The 19,409-nt window shown below is 36.1% G+C and carries 11 protein-coding genes; 2 read left to right on the top strand and 9 right to left on the bottom strand.

The window, feature by feature from the left end; genetic code table 11:
* Positions 1–6: 6 nt before the first annotated feature.
* The 7 genes from INR75_RS09020 to INR75_RS08985 form a co-directional block, all read right to left on the bottom strand.
* Positions 7–3,312, bottom strand: coding sequence for a TonB-dependent receptor (locus tag INR75_RS09020; RefSeq protein ID WP_255584687.1), 3,306 nt, complete (start codon positions 3,310–3,312; stop codon positions 7–9).
* Between the two features lie 366 nt (positions 3,313–3,678).
* Positions 3,679–6,285, bottom strand: coding sequence for a glycoside hydrolase family 3 C-terminal domain-containing protein (locus tag INR75_RS09015; protein WP_223091636.1), 2,607 nt, complete (start codon positions 6,283–6,285; stop codon positions 3,679–3,681).
* Position 6,286: 1 nt separating this feature from the next.
* Positions 6,287–7,942: a glycoside hydrolase family 28 protein gene (locus INR75_RS09010; protein WP_223091635.1), complete on the bottom strand. Its 1,656-nt coding sequence runs from the start codon at positions 7,940–7,942 to the stop codon at positions 6,287–6,289.
* Position 7,943: 1 nt separating this feature from the next.
* The gene (locus tag INR75_RS20460; RefSeq protein WP_255584686.1) at positions 7,944–9,839 is read right to left on the bottom strand and encodes a pectinesterase family protein; all 1,896 of its coding nucleotides are present in this window, start codon (positions 9,837–9,839) and stop codon (positions 7,944–7,946) included.
* Positions 9,840–9,844: 5 nt separating this feature from the next.
* Entirely contained in the window at positions 9,845–10,693 is an 849-nt protein-coding gene (locus tag INR75_RS08995; protein WP_223091634.1) for a rhamnogalacturonan acetylesterase, read from the bottom strand.
* A gap of 6 nt (positions 10,694–10,699) precedes the next feature.
* Positions 10,700–12,328 carry a glycoside hydrolase 43 family protein gene (locus INR75_RS08990; RefSeq protein ID WP_223091633.1) on the bottom strand — a complete coding sequence of 543 codons (1,629 nt, stop codon included), beginning with the start codon at positions 12,326–12,328 and terminating at the stop codon, positions 10,700–10,702.
* Positions 12,329–12,332: 4 nt separating this feature from the next.
* Positions 12,333–13,580, bottom strand: coding sequence for a glycoside hydrolase family 105 protein (locus tag INR75_RS08985; protein ID WP_223091632.1), 1,248 nt, complete (start codon positions 13,578–13,580; stop codon positions 12,333–12,335).
* 506 nt (positions 13,581–14,086) lie between these two features.
* On the opposite strand from INR75_RS08985, the gene hemG reads away from it, so the two are divergent.
* Positions 14,087–14,614: a menaquinone-dependent protoporphyrinogen IX dehydrogenase gene (hemG, locus tag INR75_RS08980; protein ID WP_223091631.1), complete on the top strand. Its 528-nt coding sequence runs from the start codon at positions 14,087–14,089 to the stop codon at positions 14,612–14,614.
* A 169-nt stretch (positions 14,615–14,783) separates the two neighbouring features.
* On the opposite strand, the gene INR75_RS08975 is transcribed toward hemG, so the two are convergent.
* Complete coding sequence (locus INR75_RS08975; protein ID WP_223091630.1) at positions 14,784–15,653, bottom strand: glycerophosphodiester phosphodiesterase family protein; 870 nt, start codon at positions 15,651–15,653, stop codon at positions 14,784–14,786.
* Positions 15,654–16,143: 490 nt separating this feature from the next.
* On the opposite strand from INR75_RS08975, the gene INR75_RS08970 reads away from it, so the two are divergent.
* Entirely contained in the window at positions 16,144–16,335 is a 192-nt protein-coding gene (locus INR75_RS08970; protein WP_092543962.1) for a hypothetical protein, read from the top strand.
* A 75-nt stretch (positions 16,336–16,410) separates the two neighbouring features.
* Here INR75_RS08970 and INR75_RS08965 read toward each other — a convergent pair whose 3' ends face one another.
* Positions 16,411–19,182: a sugar-binding domain-containing protein gene (locus tag INR75_RS08965; protein WP_223091629.1), complete on the bottom strand. Its 2,772-nt coding sequence runs from the start codon at positions 19,180–19,182 to the stop codon at positions 16,411–16,413.
* Between the last annotated feature and the right edge of the window lie 227 nt (positions 19,183–19,409).

The raw sequence follows: 19,409 nt of genomic DNA, 5'->3' as shown, positions 1-19,409 counted from the left end.
AAGTTTTTAGAAAGTTAAATTAAGTCCTAGTGTGTATGACCTGCTTCTTGGAAAAGAAGAGTAATCTACCCCAGGAGTTAAATTGTTTCCAGATGTACTAACTTCAGGATCGTAACCTGAGTAATTGGTCCAAATATGCAGGTTTCTTCCACTCGCATATATTCTAAACTGATCCATTCCTACTTTAGAGATCAAATCTTTTGGAAGGCTGTAACCAAAAGTTAAGTTGTTTAATCTTACAAAAGATCCATCTTCTATCGCCCAGGAGTGCACTACTGCACCTGCGATACCATGACTTGCATGAGACCAGATATTTTTATCTTCGTTCATTGCTGCCAATTGATCTAAATCTGTAACGATTTCACCCGGTGTACCGGTAATATCTCCACTTGCATCTATATAGGTGTAACGATTATCTGTACTCATAGTTTGCAATAAGTTACCATAAGTTACACGACGAAACTGGTTAAATTGAATTTTCCCTGTGTTGTAAACATCGTTTCCATACTGAAAGTTAAAGAAGATCGAAGCATCAAAGCCTTTCCAACTCGCGTTGAATCCTAAACCTCCCTGAAACTTAGGTAATGTGTTTCCTATCACTTGGCGATCATCTGCATTGATTACTCCATCACCATTTATATCTTTCAGTTTAAGGAAACCAGGGCGGATATCTGAATTTCCTACCACAGCACCAGAAGCCGGCACTCCCTCTCTTAAGATGTATTCCTCGGCAACCTCGTCGTAGCTTTCAAAATCATCTACAGTATAATAACCGTCAGTAACATAACCGTAGATATCTCCAATAGTTCCACCTAATTTTAGATAATAATCGTTAATATTATTTAGATCTGTACTTGCCCAGTTCGATCTAAAAAAACGTTCATCTGTACCATCTAACTCTTCGATCTTAGCTCTGTTTAACCCAAAGTTGAATGTTGTTGAAAAGTTGAAGTTTTCATTCTCCACGATATAGGCATTAAAGCCTAATTCTACCCCGCGATTAGATGTGCTACCTATATTATTCCATTGCTCTGAGAATCCTGTATTGTTAGGGATTGCAGATCTAAGTAACAGATCTTTAGTAGTATTATAATACACATCTAAACTACCATTTACCCTGTTTTTAAAAAGTCCGAAATCTAAACCTAAGTTTCTATTTATAGTAGTTTCCCAAACCAGATCTGGATTATATAATACATCGCTACTTGGAGTGTAATATACATTATCCATATTTCCAAAACCAGGACCTCGATTGGTTGTCGCACTAAATAAAAACTGAGTAGCTGTATTATCAATTCTGTCATTACCGGTTTGCCCGTAACTAAGTCTCAATTTTAATGAATTAATCGCTTCAGAATCCTGTAACCATTCTTCTTTATCGATCTTCCAGGCCAACGCTACTGCAGGAAATACTCCTACGCGATTTTCTTTTGAAAATTTACTGGACTCATCTGCTCTTACCGTAACAGTCGCTAAATATTTACCCATAAACTGATAATCTAACCTACCAAAGAAAGAAAGCCTGTTACTCTCTGTAAACTCTCTTGTATATTGATTATCTACTCTACCAAAGGCCATATTAGCAAAAAGTTCTTCTGGAGTGATGGAAAGTCTAAAATCTTCAGCTCTAATGAATGACTGGTCTCCTCCACTAGAATAAACCTCGTGACCTAAAAGTAAATCGAAACTATGGTTTTCTAATTCATTGTATTTAAAATTCAATGTATTTAACCATCTGTATGAATAACTTTCTCGATTATCTTTATATCCCAAAGGCAAGCTACCTCCGTTATTAAAAGACTCTCCAGTTAAAGGACCGTAGAAGCGTAATTCTTCTCTGTAATCCTTAGATCTTGTATAAGTAGTTTTAAAGCTAAGATTATCAAGAATATTCCAATTTAACGCAGCGTTTAAAACATAATCGTTTTCTGTTCTTTTTCTCCAATCCTGTTCTGATAATTCAACCGGACTTATAAGACTTAGTAAAAACTGTTGAAAATCATTATCAGATCCTAGCTGATTAAGATCGATATCCAACTCGTCTGCTAATCCATTTACAGGACGTGTTTGTACCGCTTCTTTAATTCCTATTTGTGCATTTCTAGAGGTTCCGGCACCATCAGTTTCGGTATCAGTGATACGTGCTGATACATCCAGGTCTAATTTATCTTCAACTAATTGCTGATTTAATTTAAAGTTAATCGCAGTCCTTTCGTATCCTGATCCTAAAAGTAATCCTTCATCATTATTATTACTAACGCTTAGACGTACTTTTGTCTCCTGAGTACCTCCACTTACTGTTAAATTATGAAATTGAGAAATCTTCGCATCACCAAATAACTCGTCCTGCCAATCGGTTCCATTCATCGAGCGATATAGATCAATATCATCGTAAACACCAAAATATCTTTCGTAATTTCTCACATCTGCTTCAGACCTTAGTTTGGCATATTCATAATTAGCGAAAACGTATTCGTAAGGAGATAAAACTTCATACTTTCTATCTTTAGGCAGATAATTAAATTGAAAGAAGTTATTATAATCTATAGAAACTCTTCCCACTACAGGACTTTTTGTAGTAACCACAACTACTCCATTGGCAGCCTGTGCCCCATAAATAGCAGTTGCTGCGGCATCCTTTAATACGTTTATCGTTTCGATATCGTTAGGTGGTATATCGTTTATTCCACCAACAATAAATCCATCTACCACGTATAATGGAGAGTTATCCTGGGTAATAGATCCACCACCACGAACTCTAATATTAATTGCAGCGCCGGGCTCACCATCTGCAGTTTGTACGTTTACCCCGGGAAGTCTACCTGCTAACGCCTCTGCAGCGCTAGAAACGGGAATTTTTGCAAACTCCTCGCTAGACATTGTTGCTACAGAACCCGTCATATCTTCTTTCTTTACGTTTCCATAACCGTAATCTACAATAACCACTTCCCCCAGTTGGTTTAAATCTTCTTCCATAGAAACATCTAAAGTAGTTGCTCCATCTAAAGAGCGTTCCAGTGTTTTAAAACCTATATAAGAAAATACCAATATCGCATCTGTACTGGAAACAGTAATACTATAGTTACCATCAAAATCTGTTACCGCACCATTTTGAGTGCCCTTTTCTAAGACACTAACACCCATTAAAGGCTCGCCGGTCTTAACATCTTTTACTGTTCCCGTAATTTCCTGAGAATAGCCAGTAAAAGCAAATAAAATAAAAATTACAAAACTTAAAACACCCTTTTTTTCAGGTCTCAATTTTGCAAATTTCAGATAGGAATTTTTCATCTTATGGTAGTTGTATTTCATAAGTAAATTCTTTTTGCAATCGATTACACATTAGTTTAAAATTTTTTCTGATTCCTTTTATAGTTCAAACTATATCGTTTTCGCTTAAATTGTTATAGGATAGTTAATTCGACTACAAGTTTACACAATAGATAGTTAATTATCAAATAATAAGCTTAAATTTTATCAAATTATTTTAAATGTAGATTACACACTAATAATTTAATAAATATAGATATACGTTTTAGCTACAAATTAAGGTCTGGATATCAACCTTGTTCCTAATTATTTAAAATTTAGAGTATTCTCACCTTATGGGGTAAATTTCATCTTCCTCTGTATCCCATTTAATAACTATGTTCAAGAAAAATCAAGATGAATTATTGATCAATAATCAAAGTTAACCTCCTTTCCTTTAATCCTAAATCGATCCTTTAAAAATTCATCTAAATTTTTTCCAATTTCGGGTAATTTTCCTCCAACGTAGATACTAAACCAGCCTGGTTCTATTACCAATTCATCGTTAGCATTGATCATCGCCAATTGTCTTGGGTTTATTTTTAGATTCACCTCTTTACTTTCTCCCATTTTTAGATGAATACGTTCAAAAGCTGCCAACTGAATTATTGGTCTTGGCGTACTTGCTTTTTCATCTTTAAAATATAACTGAACCACCTCGTCACCATCAAAATCCCCGGTATTTGTGACATTCACAGAGAAAGTTAATTCATCATTAATATCAATATTCGTTATTTTAAGATCTGAATATTTAAAACTGGTATAGCTTAAACCATGCCCAAAAGTGTATAAAGGATCGCCCCCAAAATATCTGTAAGTTCTTCCTTCCATATCATAATCTTCAAAATCTGGTAATTGATCGGTAGATTTATAATAGGTTACTGGTAATCTACCTGCAGGATTATAATCGCCAAATAAAACATCAGCTATTGCATTACCGCCCTGCTCTCCGGGATATCCTGCAGTTAGGATTCCGCCTACATTTTCTTTAGCATAATTAATCGATAATGCACTACCGTTAATTAATACCAGAACTACGGGTTTACCTGTTGCCACAACAGCCTTCATTAAATCCACCTGATTCTTCGGCAAATCTAAGCTAGTGCGATCTCCGCGTGAAAAACCTTCAACCTCAACGCTCATTTCTTCACCTTCAAGACGTTCATTTAAACCTAAAGCTAATACCACAATATCAGATTGCTCGGCTATTTTAACGGCATTATCTTTAGAACTGCTGTTTGGCCTGCTCCATTTCATACTTGCTTCAGCATTTCCGTATAAATTGCTATATTTTACTGTGATAGGATACTTTTTTCCAGCTTCAAGTTTTATTTCTTTTGGATTCAAGGACGGATGATGTTTATGTTTTCCGCCTCCAGTCGTGTCGCCTATTTTAAAATCTAAATAAGGTTTTCCCCAATCGCTAAAGTAATAAGTTCCGCTGTCAGGAACTTTTATAAAACCTTCCCATTTCACGCTATAATTTTGCAATGCTAAACGAGGATCGGGCGGATTGATATCCCAAATAAAATCGATATTATCATCGATTCTTGAGAATAATGCTTCTCCCTCCCAATCTTTATTATCGTAATAAAAGGCATCCAAACCCTGCTTCCCTTCGCTATTTTCAAAGTAAATGGAAGGGATCGTAGACATACTGGGGATTTCACTGGCAATTGGAGTTCCTTCTTCATAAAGAATCTCAACTTCAGGAGATAATTTATTTTTTATCCCTTGTAAGATGGTCACCGCATTTTTAGGCGTTCCGTTATAATTTCCCCACAGCGACTGAACATTATCAGCATTTGGACCAATAACAGCCACCCTATTAATATTTTTTGAAATTGGTAATATTTGATTATCATTTTTTAATAAAACCACACTTTCTCTTGCCGCTTTTCTGGCGAGTGCCTGGTGAGTTGAATTATTTACCTGAGCATAAGGAATCTGCGCGTAAGGCACGTCGGCATTGCTATCAAACATTCCTAATTTAAAGCGTGCCGTGAATAATCTTCTTAATGCGATATCGATTTTTTCTTCGGAAATTTCACCATCTTTTACGGCCTGCTTCAAAGCTTTATAGGTATCGCCGCAATTTAGATCGGTTCCTTTTTCTAATGCTAATGCTGAAGCTGTTGCTGCATTTTTACTGGCTTTATGATCTTCCCAAATATCATTTATCGCCCCGCAATCTGAAACTACATAACCATCAAACCCCCAATAATCTCGTAAAACTTCAAATAGGTAGGTATTAGAACTGGCTGGCTCTCCCCAAATACGGTTATACGCTGTCATTACCGATTGAACATTCCCTTCTTTCACCAAAGTTCTAAACGCCGGCAAATAGGTTTCCCATAAATCACGCCGACTAGGATTTGCATCAAACACATGCCTGGAAACTTCAGGGCCGCTATGCACGGCATAATGTTTTGCTGTGGCCACTACTTTGAGATATTTGTCTTTATTTCCTTGTAGACCTTTTACATAATTCATCCCCAACTGGCCAGTAAGAAAAGGATCTTCGCCATAAGTTTCGTGACCTCTTCCCCATCTTGGATCTCTAAAAATATTAATATTTGGCGACCACATGGTTAATCCCTGATAAATATCATGCTGATCTCTTCGCTGATATTCGTGGTATTTTGCCCTTGCTTCATCAGAGATAGCAGTCGCTACATCATAAACCAAATCTTTATTCCAAGAGGCAGCAATACTTATCGATTGCGGAAAAACCGTGGCGTATCCAGCGCGTGCCACTCCGTGTAAACTTTCATTCCACCAATTATACTTAGGGATTCCCAGTCGTTCTATTGCAGGAGCATCGTTCATTAATTGATCGATCTTTTCGTCTGTACTTAATCGTCCTATTAAATCTTCCACTCTATCTTCAGTAGATAAATTTGAATCCTGAAAAGGATATTGCGCAAAAATCAGCGATGGCACAAACAATAAAATGTAGGTTATTTTTCTAATCATCTTAATTTATTTTTATGATCTTAGATTCCTGAAGGCCTTCCTGTAAGTCGAAGCTTTTGCCAGCTTCATTAAATTTAAGTTCAATTTTAGCTGTTTTTGATCCTGAAATTTGAATAGGTTTTTCAAAATCAGAATCGAAAATTAATTCGCTGAAATCAACATTTTTAGCATTATGTATTTTAATTGGAATTTCTTCAGTAATCAGTTTAACCGAGTTAAAAGTTATCCCATCTGCATTGATAATTCGCATGCCCTTTTTAGCCTGAATTTTAGAATTTTCAAGCTTTATATTTTCCAGGTTCATTTCAGGAAGTCCCATAAAATATCCGGCAGATTCGGCTTCAACAACCTGAATATTATTCATATAAATATTCTTAAAAGCTGGTGTTTCTATAGAAACTTCAGGATAATCATCCTCGTCCTCTTTAATGTTGGTAAGATCTGAGAGATCTGGAGCCTTTCCGCCGTAATACAAATTAAAACGTATGGCATCTGTCGCAATTCCCGTCATATTGATATTAGAAATATAAATATCCTCGACTACGCCACCACGGCCACGAGTACTTTTAAAACGTAAACCGGTATCGGTTCCTATAAAATTACAATCTGAAATATGTACATTTTTAACGCCACCAGACATTTCACTACCAATCACAAATCCGCCATGCCCGTGATAAACCGTATTATTTTTTATAATCACATTTTGTGTAGGGATACCGCGATCACGACCATCTCTATCTTTCCCAGATTTTACACAAATCGCATCGTCACCAACATCAAACGTATTATTATAAACCAGCACATTTTTACAGGATTCGATATCCAAACCATCGCCATTTTGCGCATACCAGGGATTCCTAATATTTAGGTTTCTAATAATAATATTCTCACTCATTAAAGGATGAATATTCCATGCCGGCGAATTTTGAAACGTAGGGCCGTCCAGCAAAATATTCTTACAGTTCACAAGACTTACCATTACGGGGCGTAAAAAGGCTTTTACTTCTTTAAGTTCCTCTAAAGAAAAACTGCTTAAATCTGACTGGCTTCCTTTTAAAGCTGATTTTGAAGGATACCAAACCGAATTATTTTCAGATAAAACTCCGCCTGAATTTATCAAATCTCGCCATTGATGATCGGTCATTTTAGATTTTTTAACCGGTCGCCAAGCCTGGCCATTTCCGTCGATTACACCACTACCGGTAATGGCTATATTTTCAGCATTATTAGCAAATATTGGCGATGTAGATCGTGCTGAATTTAAACCTTCATAACTGGTTTCGATTAAAGGATAATCGTCAAAATCTTTACTGAATAACAAAACAGCTCCAGCTTCAAGATGAAGATTTATCCCGCTTTTTAACTCAATTGGGCCTGTTAACCAAATTCCTCTTGGTACAATGATTTTACCACCTCCAACTTCTGTAGCTTCCGCAATGGCTTTTTTAAATGCTGAAGTGTTTTTAAAAATTCCGTCTCCTAAACCTCCAAAATCGGTAATTAGAAAATCCTGATTTTTAATGTTAGGAGTGTACCAATGCTTCATGGGAAAATTAACTCCTTCATAAATTTCTTCTTCAACCTGTTTATCAATCTGAGCAAATGCAAAAGATAAATTCAGTAAAAAAATAGAAATAAGACATAAGACTTTTTTCATATTATTCTTTATAAAGTTTTTTAAGCTGTTTTCCCATCAATGGAATCCAACCTCTAAAAATGTTTTTATACGTATACTTTTCAACCTGTCTTTTAGCTAATTGATGCGACCAATCCACGCGAGTTTCCGGCGACGCTCCTGGGCCGCTACTATTAAATTCAGCATAAAAAGCGGTTTTCTCTTTATGCGGAAACATATCATCTCCCGGCCAGGCATGCCATCCTTCTTTAGTAATATGATCTTGCATTTGGGTATCTAGAAAAACTGTTTTTGCGTAAGAACGCCAGGGACGTCCTAGAAAAACTTTTTCTACATCGTCGCTGGCAGTTAGTTTGCAATCATAAAAAACATATCCAAAATCCTGGTTTCTGGGTGTAGCAGCTGCCGTGATATACGAATCTGCCAGGCTTTTAATCTCACAGGAATTGAAGACTACTGTGGCCTGTCCAAAAATAAAGTCGGTCGTACCTTCGATATAACAATCCTGAAAATATTCTCGTGCTCCCTCTGTTGCGGTATACAAAGTATCCTGGCAACCCAAAATCTTACAATTTTGAGCTACAAAACGATCACCTTCAACATGCAAAGCAACCGCCTGCCCCTGGTTGCAGGAAGAATTCTTAATACTTAGATTTTTAAAATGAACATCGACTCCTCTCACCAATACGGTATACGATGAAAATGTTCCGAATTCTTCGCCTGTTTTGGGATTCATTTTACTGGCATAATCATCATTAAGAATCATCGTTTTTTCTCTGCTTTCTCCTTCTAAAGTGAGCTTAGAAATATGCGCCGGAATCACCAATTTCTCCTTATAAACTCCGTTGCTTATTTTTATAAGTACTTCGCCCGGACCAAAAACCCGAACTGAATTTACCGCTTCCTGAATGCTTTTAAAATCACCAGTTCCCTCCCGAGCGACTGTTATTTTTCGGTAAGGTTCTGCATACTTATCTTTCAGAGTTTTATCTAAAAAATCTAAGGTGTACTTAAGAGTTTCTTCAAACCAGGGATGCAACAACCAAAATGAATGGGGAGAATTTGGAATTGTATGAATCTCATTATAAATTCCATATTTATCTAAAAGGGCTACAAAACTATCTCGCCCGGCATGAAATCTTGGCTGTGAACTATTAATAAAAATAGTTGGCGGACTTGTAGTATCTACATAATCCAAGGGTGAAGCTTCTCTCCAAAGTGCGGGATCATCCTTAAAAGTTTCTCCCAACCAGGCATCTAATAAAGCTCCTTTTTCAGCTTCTGGATGTGCTAAAGAGGCAACTCCGTCTATATTTACGATCGCCTGAACTTTCGTTGAAAAATCTTCGTTTCCTTCATTATAAACTTCAGAATCTGGTGTTACTCCTAACTGCATTGCCAAATGAGCTCCGGCAGATGCACCCAAAGTCGCTAGTCTTTCAGTATCCAGGTTAAATTCGGCTGCGTGTTCTCTCATCCATCGAATGGCATCTTTTAAATCTAGAATTGCTGCGGGATATTTAGCCTCCTCTCCCAATCGATAAGATGCCGTAACCGCAACATATCCTGCTTCTGCCAGATGTTGTGCCATTACAGCCTGATTTTCTTTTATTCCTGAAAACCATCCTCCACCATGAATAAGCAAAACTCCGGGGTATTTTTCACCGGTAGAATTTTTAGGGTAAAAAACGTCTAATTTTAATGCTGAAGTTGAAGTCTCTTTATAAACAACTTCCCTTTTAGACTGAATATTTTCTGAAGACAACTCCTGAATAGGTGTTACAAACGGATGATATTTTTTTAAATGATCGTAGGTAGTTTCAATCGAATAAGGCTTTAAATTCAGTTTTTCCTTTTGAGCTTTTACTGAAATAAACGCTATTAAAAAGAAAATAAAAGTCAGTACATAATTTTTCATTGAAGCTATTTTTCTGAAGTTGAACTATCAGATATCTCTTTTAAACCCTTAAAAACCAATTGCGCAACAGCTTTAGCTCCTTCCGGCTGAAAATGCGTATTATCATTTTGTCCTTCTGGATAAGCTTCATATTTACCAGCGGGTAAATTCATAAAGTAATTTTCAGAAACATATTCCTCTCCTTTTTCTGAAAAAAAGTCCATCGACATTTTATTCAGATCTATTAATGGAACGTCCATTTCCTGGGCTATATCTTTTGGAGCCTGGTCATATTCTCCATGAACATTTTCCAGATGACCATCTTTCCAGGGATAATTTCTCGCAACCGGAGTTAAAATGATTGGCTGCGCATTTTTTTGAAACGTTTGACTCACAAACAATCTTAAAAATTCTTTGTAACCTTCTATATTCACATAACGATCTGGATGACTTTCAGAGCCATCATTATGCCCAAATTGCATAATAACGATATCATTTTCTTTTAGATCTTTATATACTGCTCGCCACCTTCCTTCCTGAAAAAAGGTTCGGGTAGAACTACCTCCTCTGGCGCGATCGTCTACGATTACAGAATCTGCTTTAATAATTCCGCTTAGTTTGGTTAAACTATCCTGAATAAAGAATTGCTGAAAAACCTGCCCCCATCCCATAACAGGATATCTTGTTTTCATATAATCTCTATCATCGTAATCTCCGCTATAATCGGCCATCGTAGAATCTCCTATCAAATAAATCGTTATGGGTGATTCAGGTTCAGATTGTTCCTGCTTATTAGTTTTTTCTTCTTTTGAACCACAGGATACAAGACAAAGACTCCATAAAAAAACAAGTATGATTTTATCGAATTTCATCATTGCAATCTATTTTGTGATCCTGAAATATTCGACATCTGCATAACCTCCTCGCTTAGCATCGGCCGGACTAACACTAAATAAGCCAAGCTTTGCTCCAATCCATTTTCCTACCCTTGCTTTAAAAGGCTCGCCTATCTCTTTAAAACGCCTTCCGTTTTCACTAAAACTAAACTGGCACATCGTATCTGGAGCCGTAACTTCTACTTTTACATACACAGTATTCGATTTCAGTTTTACTTCTTCTATAATTTTTTCCTCTTTACCTTGGTCGGCATTAATAGCTTCGGTTCGTTGCAGATAAAATTCTCCATCTTTTTCAGTAATAGTCAATGTAAAATAATCTCTTCCCATTATTATAAACCCGGCTTTTCTTGGTTTATCGGCATCTTCAGGAATTAAAGTAATTTTTGAGCTTGTCGTAAATGATGGCGCAGGAAATTTCTGCAATAACAAATTAGGCACATCCCAAAGATTTTTGGCTTCTTCAGGTTGTGAAATACTAAATAATCTTAGGTAATCGTTACCCGGTAATTTAGCATGCCATAGCACATTTGGATTGGCATTCCACTGCCATTGGATTCCCAGGCTATCACTGGTAAACTCATCTGTTTCTTTTGGTGTTACCACGGGATAATTTTGGCCAACATCTGGTTTGATATGAGTCATTACCGGCTCTCCTATACCATTACCATCATGATCTTCTCCCATCACCGGCCAGTCGTTTTTCCAATCCATAGGTTGTAAATGAACAATTCTTCCATACGCATCGACATCCTGAAAATGATAAAACCAATCCTGACCATTTGGTGTTTCTACCCAAGCGCCCTGATGAGGACCATTTACTGAAGTGCTTCCCTGTTCTAGAACAATCTTTTCTTCATAAGGACCATACACATTTTTAGAACGTAGAATAAGCTGCCATCCTGTTGAAACACCACCGGCAGGCGCAAAAATGTAATAATAACCGTTTCTTTTATAGAATTTGGATCCTTCTACTGTTGGATGATCATTGTGCCCATCAAAAACATGACTTCCGTCGTCCAAAACTTTTGTCCCATCTGGGCTCATTTTGTGTACGGTAAGAAGACTTTTTACACCAGCACGGCTTCCTGCCCAGGCATGAACTAGATAAGCTTTACCATCTTCGTCCCATAACGGACAAGGATCTATGGCGCCTTTTGCTTCCATCACTAAAACAGGATCTGACCATTCTCCGGCAGGATCGTCTGTTTTCACCATATAAATTCCAAAATCTGGATCGCCCCAATAGATGTAGAATTCGTTATTGTGATAGCGAAAAGCCGGTGCCCATACACCATTTCCGTGCTGTGGCGTATTAAAATGTTCTACCGGAACCTGCTTTGGGAGTGCATAATTGATAAGCTCCCAGTTCACCATATCTTTTGAATGTAAAATTGGTAAACCCGGTGCGGCATTAAAGCTGGAGGACGTCATATAATAATCATCCCCTGCCCTGGTAACATCTGGATCTGAATAATCTGAATGTATTATTGGATTTTTATAGGTTCCGTCTCCCTGATCTGCTACCCAAACTTCAGATTTATAATTTTCTGAATCCTGTGCTTTTGCAAAACCAGTTAATAGTAGTAAAGCTATAAATGTAATTTTTCGCATTGCTTTATTTATTTAATTCTAAACTTGCCATTATAAATGGGCCTGTTCCTTTAGGATCGTTGGCCCTAACTTCTTCGTTAATATAATATTCGAAAGAACCATCACGATCACCTCCCAAGCCGGCAACAGCACAGCATTTTTCAAGATTTACCATTCCGTTTGGTTCAACTTCAACTAGATGATCTAAAATTCCCTGAAAACCTTTTTCAGCAATTGTTCTATATTTTTTAGGTAAATATCCCTGATTAACACCTTTAGCCATTACATAAACAAACATAGACGAGCCAGTTGCTTCAAGGTAATTTCCTTCTAAATCTCCTTTATCCAAAACCTGATACCACAAACCTGTATCTTTATCCTGAACTTTAGCTACAGCTTTTACAAATTGATTTAAGTAAGTAATCATGTCCTTTCTGCCGGGATGGTCTTCAGGTAAATAATCAAGCACATCTACCAATGCCATCCCGTACCATCCCATCGCTCTGGACCAAAAATTAGCAGAAGTCCCGGTATTGGTATCTGCCCAATCCTGTTGCTTTTTCTCGTCCCAACCATGATAAAGCAAACCTGTCTTTTCATCTAGTGTGTGCTTTTGAATAAGCGCGAATTGTTTTACAATCTCGTTATAAGCTTTTTCAGCCTCTTCTCCTTCACTAAACATTTTTGTATAATGAGCATAGAAAGGCTGTGCCATATAAAGACCGTCTAACCACATTTGATGTTCGTAAACTTTTTTATGCCAAAAGCCACCATCTGAAGTTCTGGGTTGGCCGGTAATCTGGGTTCTTAAAGTTTGTAACGCTTTTAAAAATCGTTCCTCTTTAGTTTTTGAATAGAGATAAAGTAAAGCATCGCCTGGTTTAAGAACATCTAATTTATAGTCTTGCTGCGTGTAGGTTTTTATTTCTCCATTTTCATTTACCATTTTATCTCCAAACTCGTAGATATAATCGAAATACGCCTGCTTATTTGTCTCTTCATAAACACGCTGTGTAGCGGTAAGAATCAAACCATTGGTATAATTCCATTTTGGTTTCTCCCTAAAGTCTAAAAGTGTAGGATCTGGGAAACGTACTATTTCTGAAAGTAACATACGTTCAGACCATTTCAGGGAATCTGAAATTTTCATTTCAGACTCCGTTATAACAGCTACTGTTTTCTTTTCTTCCTTGTTCTTACAACCAACTGAAACAACAGCCAGAATAATAATGAACAGGAAGCTTCTGTATTTTTGAAATTCGATAGTATTCATTTTTAAATCTGACTTACTTTTAAATAATGCAATCGATTACATTTTTAGATAAATCTATCAGTTCAATCCCTTTCAAAATATTATATCTTTTGAAATTTTGATTAAAACCCAAAACGATAACGATTTCGTAAATATTCATTTTAGTGATGAAAATTTAAATATCACCTACACTCTAATAGTTTATTAGACTACAAGTATAATTTATTAATATCGTATTATCAAATAAAAGAACAATTAATTGTCAAATCATTTAATTTAATATGAAATTTTAACAGATAAACATTTATTTGGTTTTCACAGCAAAGTACCATAAAAGCTAACAATTAAGCCTAAAATGTACTTATACGCCACATTTAATTTAAACCGAAAAAATTGCAGAAATCAATAAAATCATAAATTATAATTGAATGAAATTCGTTAAAAATTGAGTAAATTAAGGTTTGAATTTGTCCAACCACTCGAGATGAATTCAACATAACAGAAGTTTACTCTAAATAAGCCTGAAAATGGAAAAAAGAGTGGCAATTTTATATTCTACAGTAGATGGACAGACGCTTAAGATCTGCAAAAGGATTGCACGCCATATTGAAAATGCAGGTTTTAGTGCCGAGATATTTAGCATTACCGATTTCGAAAATCCGATTTCTAAATATTCGAATTTTATAATTGGTGCCAGCATTCGATACGGGAAGCATAATAAAAAAGTAACCGAATTTATCGAAAAGCATCAAAGGGAACTGGAATCGACAAACTCGGCATTTTTTTCAGTAAACCTGGTCGCACGTAAAGCAGAAAAAAATAGCTTTAATACCAATCCATACGTGATTAAATTCTTTAAAAATATCGATTGGCAGCCCAAAATGATCGAAGTCTTTGCCGGGCGTTTAGATTATGCATCTTATTCATTTATTGATCGGCTTCTGATTAAAATGATCATGAAAATGACGCATGGCCCTACAAAAACAGAAAAACCTATAGAATATACCAATTGGAAACAGGTAGAAGCTTTTTCAGAAAAAATTATTCAGACTTAGAACTCTGCAGTAAACTAACTCAGAACATGCTCTTGAGACATTTGATTTAAAATCACCATTATTTCGGAAAAGCCTAGGAGTAGCTAATAAAAATTATCGAGTAAAATATCGAGTATTGATATTTTACTCGATAATTTTCGGTAATCTTTTTCGTAAAAATAGGAGTCTACTAAAACTGATCATGCTTCCCTCTAGCTACCAAATAGTTTAAAACAAGCTCTGGCTTATCGGTTTGAATTACGTTTATCCCTTTAGTAATAAAGTAATTTAGCGTATCTGGATTTTTTTCTACTTCCAGATCTAAGGCACCTAAAGCATTGGCAAAAACGGGTTTTTTGTAGTAATTCTGAAGATATTTTATAAAAACAGGATCGCGATCTCTTTCAGAATTTCCTAGATGCACAATTTCAGGATTTGCTTTTAGCATCGCCCTCTTAACGGCTCGGCGGTTTAAACTTACTTTCGTCATGCGCAAAGCTCCTGGCAATTGTCGTTGTATTTTTTTGATCACGGCATGCCGACTTTCATAAAAGAATACCGAATTTTCGGCCTTCAACTCTTCAATAAGTCGGGTTACTTTTCTTAAGTGTCTTTTTTTTAATTTTAGATCTAAATCAAGTATAATTTTGTCTTTACTCAATTCTAAAACTTCAGCAAGACTGGGCACGGTGAGAGCAGTTTCTTTCCCTGCTTTATCTTTTAGCTTAAATTCACAAATTTCAGCATAAGTAAGCTTGCGCACTTCTCCTCTACCCGTAGTGGTGCGATCTATTTCTTCATCGTGCATTAAAATAGGAATTCCGTCTTTGGTAATTTGTACATCAATTTCTACAATATCAACGTGATGATCGATAGCATCCTGAATTGCGGGAATAGAATTTTCTGGATAGTCCCGATGCATTCCGCGATGCGCAGCTACCAGAATTACTGCGGGTGAAGGATCTAATAGATTTGCTCTGGAGTATTGGAAAGAACTAATTGATTGCGCCTTACAGCACTCCAGAACCAGGAAGAGGACTATTAAAATCTTGTGTTTCATAATTCAATAAAGTCACCACTTTAGTTGTCTTTTTTAGCAATTCCTATCAATTACTAAAGACAGGTTTTGCAATGAAAATTTAATATTTAAGGTTGAACCGGATTATGATATTGGTCATTTCTTCAACGGTATTTTTTTCCTTTCTTCATTTTTTAAGAAAGCGGGAAGAAATAAATTCTTCCCACTTTTCTAAATGCACTAAACTGTTAAATATGAAGAAAAAAGTCTTTCGTCAAAGCAAAAATAGACCAGAGGAATACTTTAAAAGTTATACGAAAGTTACTAAGTGTTAATTCTATATTAGGAATAACTGAAGTTGGGAAAGCCAAAAAAAACCTGAGCTCTAATCGCTTAGAATTTCATCTTAAAACTTAAGGAGATCGGGTTTAAAATAGCTTTCTAAGAATTTTTAAAAATTTAATGTTCCTTCTACAATAAAGTGTCTAAACCTGCATTAAGCTTAAAGTTTTACATTTAAAAAAGTTGAAAAATGAATAATAAGATCTTTAATATTGAAATCCTTGAGCCTATAGACTTCGAAAATCCATTTGTAATCGAAAGTCTTATCAAAGAACGTATGCTAAGTCATTTAGACGGCAAATATCATATCCAATCTGTAGACCTTTCACTAAATAGACGCGATAATTATGTGCTTATCGTAGTGGTTGATCTTTTAGATTAGTTTACGACAAAAAAAGGCCTGTTTTTTTTTAAAACAGGCCTTAAAATTCAACAATTTAAGCAACTAACCATCTGCTTAATTTTTTGTAGCTTTTTGTAAATCTTCTAAACTAAGTTGAAGTTGAGGTGCAAATTCATCTGAATTCATATACTTAATCAAACTATTCTTTAGCTGCTGTGCGGCAGGTCTCTCTTTTAAGTTTTTCTGAATATCTATCGAAGAAAACAATAATTTCCCTTCACCCACTTTTACTTCGAATAAATTCCCCATACTGTGATTGGTCACAAAATTATCGATCACTCGCACAATTGGTTTCACTGAAATATCATCTAGAATTATAGATTTAGACTGTTTACATAAATCCCACCACTGCCATTGTGTATATTCTTGGGTTGGAAAATTTTCTAGTGCCTTGTGTTCTGTATCGATTAAAAGTCCCATCGTGCCCGGCTGATCTGGGAAATGCACCGGACTCCAAAATACCGGAACAAACCTACCTTCTACTCCGTTTAAATCGTCTAAAGCAGGGTTTAGCAATACTTTTTTGCCTTGTTTTAAAAGTTGATCTGCTTCAGTAAAAGAAGCTGTTACATAAACATCGCTTTCTGGTTGTGTAACCTCTTCAGGATAAACCCAAACCGGCCAGCTATTTTCAAAGTCGCTTCCCGTTACTTTTATTTTAAGTTCCCACTCTTCAGCCGTGTCTACATTTACAGCTGCTTCAAGAGTTCCTAAAGTGATATTATTACCTATAGATAGATTTACATTTTCAAGCTTTTCTTCAGCAATAACTTCACCTTTAGTATTCGTTAGACTTGCAACTAATTTTTGATCCTTCAGCTCTTTGTAAAAATTAGCGACTTCCAGTTCAGCTTTAAATTGTTCTCCACTTTTATAGATAGCTTTTTCAAAACGAGCCAGAGGAACCAAAGGACTATTAAATTTGCTGAATTCTTCTGCACTAATAGCTCCTTTGGATTCCCAAAATGCATTTAAAAGTCCTACCAATGCTGTCCCCTGACCTGGGAAATCTTGCAATTGCAATAACTGAAAACCATCAAAAGAAGGTGTTTTAAGAGCTCTTTCAATTTCTTCTTTATAAAGCATCGCTGCCAATTTACCAGAAGCTTTGGTGAAATCTGGAGCCAGCGATAATAAATCTTTCTTTTTCAGATCTTCTTTAACGGCCATAAAATTTAACGGCTTTAGAACGCCAGTATAATCGTCGATCTCGTTAATATCTGGATAAACAGAATATTGCCCAATTTCATGCGAAATTAATGGCACTTCTATATAATCACTATTTGCCGAGTAGTCGTTATTAAAACTTGGCGAATATTCATTAAAAACACCCTGTCCTCTAATCCATCCTTTATCTGTCCACTGTGTTACAAAAAATTCATCTTGTGGTTCTGGACGAGTTCCTACAGGTTGCTGAAAAGAAAAGCTGGTTGTCGCATACAAATGTCTTGTGTCTTTCTCTTTCAATTCTGAAACCAAATTATTCAGCAAATCAAAGTTTCCTTCTAACTCGTTACCCATAGACATAAATAGGAACGAAGGATGATGCCCATAATCTGCGATGATCTTATCGGCTTCATTTTCTAAAAATTGCCAAGTTTTTTCGTCTTCCCCAACTTTTAAACTCCAGTGCGGCAATTCTACCTGAAGGTACATTCCAATTTCATCGGCTGCAGCAAAAGCAGCTTCAGGAGGACACCAGGAATGAAATCTAAAATGGTTTAAACCATAAGCCTTGGCTTTTTGATAAAGATCTAACCACTCTTGTTTTTGCATTGGCGGACGACCGGTTAATGGAAAAATCACACACTCCAAGTTCCCACGTAAAAAGATTCGGTGATCATTTAGCGTAAGTTCTCCGCCATCATGACTTAAGCTGCGATACCCAAAAGTCCTGGTGATCTTTTCTTCTTCAGCACCTACCTGAACCGTATAAAGCTGTGGATTAAATTCGTCCCACTCTTCTAAAGCTCCTTCTACGGAAAACTGAAGTTGAATTTTATTTTCTTCTTCGGAATAATCTGAAATAGATTCTGAAACAACTGAAGCTCCCTCGCTATCCAAAACTTCTACTAAAATTGGCTTAGAAATAATGCTATCTGTAGCAACTTCAATATTCAAAGTACCAGTTTTAGTATCAGGATAAACCTCAACATTTTTAAAGATCTTTTGGCTAACAGGCGTAATCGCAATATCTCCTAAAATACCGTTCCATTTAATTTGGGTATGATTGGTATAAGCATGCGCCATTTCCTGATTTACTTTTACAGGGTAACGATCGCCAATCACATTAATATCTGGGTAGAAATCTGAATTATCAATTAAAATACTAATCGTATTCTCGCCAGCTTTTAAATTTGAAAGCTCATATTGGTGATTCCCGATCAAACTTTCTCTAGAGCCTACTTCTTCTCCGTTCACAAAAACGGTAGATTTCCATAAAACTCTTTCTAAATTAAGCGACAAGGATTTCCCTTCCCATTTCTTAGGAATTTCAATTTGCTTTTGATACCAGGCTTTCCCAATATACTGTCGTTTACGTGTTAGACTGGAAAGCACATAATTATTAAGCCCAGGCGTTAAGGTATCTTTTTCACCAATTCCTGCTTCATCTAATGTTCCGGGTAATTGGACTTTTTGGGTTTCTTCTTCCCAAGCCATTTGCCAATTTTCCTTTGCGCCGGTGTCTAAAGAATCTAATCTTAGATTCCATTCTCCAGCCAGGTCGATTTTGTTAGATTCTGTTTCCTTTTCTGAAACACAGGATATTTGCAAAACACAAACAGCAACCAAAAAAATAGTGGTGATTTTTGTATAATATGACATTTGGGTAGTTCATTTTAAGAACGAATAAAAACGTAAAACTTAGACTATAAACTTAGCTTAATTATACCCAATTTCGATACTTTTTTATCCAATTACCTATTTGAAACCGTTCATCCTATAACTCAATTTTCTAAAAAGACAACTCGTCCAAAAAAGACAACCATTCATCGACACTAAAAAATAGCCTGTCGATTTAGGAAAGGTAAAAGCCTAAAGCTGATCTATTT

This window comes from Zunongwangia sp. SCSIO 43204, from assembly GCF_019904275.1.
Taxonomy (GTDB): domain Bacteria; phylum Bacteroidota; class Bacteroidia; order Flavobacteriales; family Flavobacteriaceae; genus Zunongwangia; species Zunongwangia mangrovi.
Note: the sequence above shows the minus strand (reverse complement) of the source record. Positions and strands in the feature narration are given on the sequence as shown.